2 protein-coding genes are annotated in these 3,263 nt (G+C 45.3%); both read right to left on the reverse strand.

The features are described 5' to 3' along the window. Positions 1 to 194: 194 nt before the first annotated feature. Positions 195 to 2,894 carry a hypothetical protein gene (locus JCM16496_RS20825; protein WP_128809790.1) on the reverse strand — a complete coding sequence of 900 codons (2,700 nt, stop codon included), beginning with the start codon at positions 2,892 to 2,894 and terminating at the stop codon, positions 195 to 197. Positions 2,895 to 2,956: 62 nt separating this feature from the next. Next, a complete protein-coding gene (locus JCM16496_RS24760) occupies positions 2,957 to 3,082 on the reverse strand; it encodes a hypothetical protein (RefSeq protein ID WP_262482792.1) in 126 nt (41 codons plus the stop codon). Positions 3,083 to 3,263 lie beyond the last annotated feature (181 nt).

The raw sequence follows: 3,263 nt of genomic DNA on the forward strand, positions 1-3,263 counted from the left end.
TACGGGTACTCCTCCTCCCCGGAGGAGGAGAAGTAAGTTACTCCGTATTTTTTCGCAAACCAATTCTGTTCGACTATAACATCTATGAGTCTACTTAATAAAAAACTTCCCTTACGCAACCTTTATAGGAGCGCAAGGGAAGTATTTTTTATGTTAATTCCGTAATGTGTGATTATGGAACTTTTCTTTTGGTATTATTGAATGGTATTACCGTTTACAGTAATATCAGTTCCCACGTTAGTTTTGGTTGCAGCTGATGCAGTACCTTCGTTGTTGATGACCGGCTTGACAGTTTTCACATTAATGTCACGTGCCAAAGTTCCGGCAACAGTCAGTGTTGCACCCTTCTTGATGTTTACAGTAGCTCCAAACTCTGTGAAGACTTCCTTGCTACCCAAAGTCAAGTCTTGGATACATGCAACTGTTCCCTTTTCAATAGTGAGGCTTCCTTTCAGAACGTTCACGTTAGCTTTTGTAGCATCACTCAAATGGTTCATTGTAACATCACCGGAGAAGTCCAATACAGCATTAGCAGCAACGTTCAGTGTCTGTGCACCGGCAGTCCAAGCTCCTTTAGAATCATAGATACCTCCTTCGATAGTTGCAGTCTTACCTTCTTCTACTATGACAGACTTCACTGTGGCAGTTTCAGTATCGCTTTCCACGTGCAAGTATCCTGAAACAACCAAGTCTGTAACGCCGGCAGCTGTAACATCATTCAAGTCAAGGTTTGCACCTACAAACTTGATATGTCCGCCATTGGCAGTAGCAATTATTACACGGTCAGTCAGGCTAGTCAGTTCAATCGTAGCGTCTGTACCGTTGGAAGCGAAGTGGTTGGTCTCGCTTGAAGTCTTGACAATGGCTGTCTCAACATCAGCGTTTACAATATTCCAGATGCTACCCTTGTTCTCGATAAGGCCCTTGTTGGTGAAATTCTTGCCAGTAGTTCCTTGCAATTGGCCAGTCGCAGCAACGGCAATCTTACCGGAGTTTTCACTGCCAGTAGCAAATTGCAATTCACCGGCGATGGTCATTTCAGCCTTTTCGCTGCTCACAATCTTCACATTCTTGGCAGAAGTACCGGCAGCCATGGCTATAGTACCGTTGTTTTCAATATCCAGAACGTCGCTTATGTCTGCTTTTGCAATGTTCATTGTGGCACCCTTGGCTACAGTAATCTTCTTGGTAGAAACCGGCAGTCCGATAGCTTTGTCAGTATCGAGAGTCACAGTACCCAGCACTTCCACGTCAACACCTGTGATGGTTTCTGCATGATTCCCGTTGTTCTCGATGTCGAATGTTCCGGCATTCAAGTTCACGAATTCGAATACGTCGGCAGGCGCGTCGGCTGCAATAATCAGCTTGCGGGCTTCAGGTGCAGGTGATGTCTTGCCCAAAGTTACAATCAGTTCATTGTCCGCATTTGCCTTCTTGGCAGCACGCAATGCTTCAACCATGTCCTTGGTCAGAGTCACGTTGTTCTTCAACACGGCTGCGTAAGGACGGTTCATCTTGGCGTTCCAAGCGATGAATTGTTCAAGGTCGTTGCTGTTGTTGATTTCCAATACGTTGGCTGCATCTACAGAGTTGTCGTCTATCTGGATGTTAACTACGTTGCTGGTGTACGGAGTCAACGTTGTGATAGCCTTGTCGGTAATAGCAGTTTGTCCGTTATTCGGTTTTACTTCCACATTGACCTTCGTCAAGTCGATTTTCTTAACGGTACCTTTGTCTGTGTAGATGTTCATAGTCAATTCACCTTTATCCACCGCTGCATCGGGATTAACGAAAATCACACCGTTCACGACATTCGCGCCATTTGCTTTCAGTTCTTGTTCTGTCTCGTAAGACATTTCGGCATACTGCACTTCGTCAGTCTTCACGCTTTCGGCATCAACAATGGCGCGCAATGCGTTGAAACGGTCGTAGTTGGTTTCATCGTCAATGTTGAATACACGGTTGTCGGCTGCAGTCACGGCTGCTGTATGGTCGTACACTTCGTCCTTCATGTCTGCATTCTCAGCAGTATTCTGGGCATAGATGTAGTTGGCATAGTTGAAGTGCTTCGTGTCAGTTCCACTACCGTTTTCAAGATTATACATTCCCTGGCCGTTTTCACCTGTGTAACCTACAGAAGCTGTCTGACCGTCCAATTGGTTAAAGCCGCAGGTCGGGTCGATAGTCAGCAAAGTTCTGACGTCAGCGCCCTGCACCGTAATCTTATTCACCTTATAAGTCTGCGTACCAATCATCTTGATTGTGAAGCGGATAGGAGCCAATACGCGGGTCATTTCCACGGTTGTCAGCGCTTCGGCAGTCTTGTTGCCTTCCTTAATCTGGGAATATCCAATCCAGTACTGGTTCTGGCCGAATGCCTTGGCGGTAGCATCGAGAGAACCGTCTTTCTGCGTCTGGCCTGCGATGGAGTGAACCAGCTGTCTCTTAGAGTTGTAACCTTCGTAAGGGGACACGAAGAAGTAGTTACCTTCCAGCATGGCGGCATTGCTGTTCCAAGTCTTGTTGGTCGCGTCATATACAAACGGATAATCCGTATGGATATAATCAATCAGACCGTACTTTTCAGTCCAGGACAGTTTGGCCCACGCTTCCGGGTCCTCGTAGGGGCGTTCATTTGCTTTGATGTCATCCATCAGCAAGGCGCCTACCTTATCCCCGTTCACCCAAGCGTACTCACCCGTCTGGGGATCGAAATTGATACGTGTATCAGCTTCACCTTCTGCAGCTTTGCCAAAGTTCAGCTTCACGTTTTCCACCATCGGGCGACCGTCGTTCGCCACATTCGGTGTTGTTTGGTTTACGAGCTCTTCGTTAGAGCAAGCGGCAAACAGTGCGGTAAGCATTGCAGCCGAGAATAAATGTTTTGTTTTCATTTTCACTTAATAATAAATATTTGTTATTAAAGGATTCATCAAATCAGCCTTGGTTGTCGGGGTTACCATCCCGTACCTTTGTCATTTTCACCATTGAGACTTGCTTCGAAGCCTTTCTCCACTTCTACTTCTAGAACCAATACCTCCGGAGCATCATACTTCATTTCTTTTTCCATGTTCATAATCATAAAAATTAGTTGTTAATAATATAAATAATTGTTTTCCTTTCGTTCTGCATATATTCTAACTTATATGCTTCCATGCGGAATTCTACACCTCCAAAAGAGGACTTTTACCATATATTATTAAGGTGTAACCAATGGTTGGATTGGCCTATATAATAAGGTATAAATCCCTTTCACAGCCCGC

Source organism: Bacteroides rodentium JCM 16496 (genome assembly GCF_000614125.1).
Classification (GTDB): Bacteria; Bacteroidota; Bacteroidia; order Bacteroidales; family Bacteroidaceae; genus Bacteroides; species Bacteroides rodentium.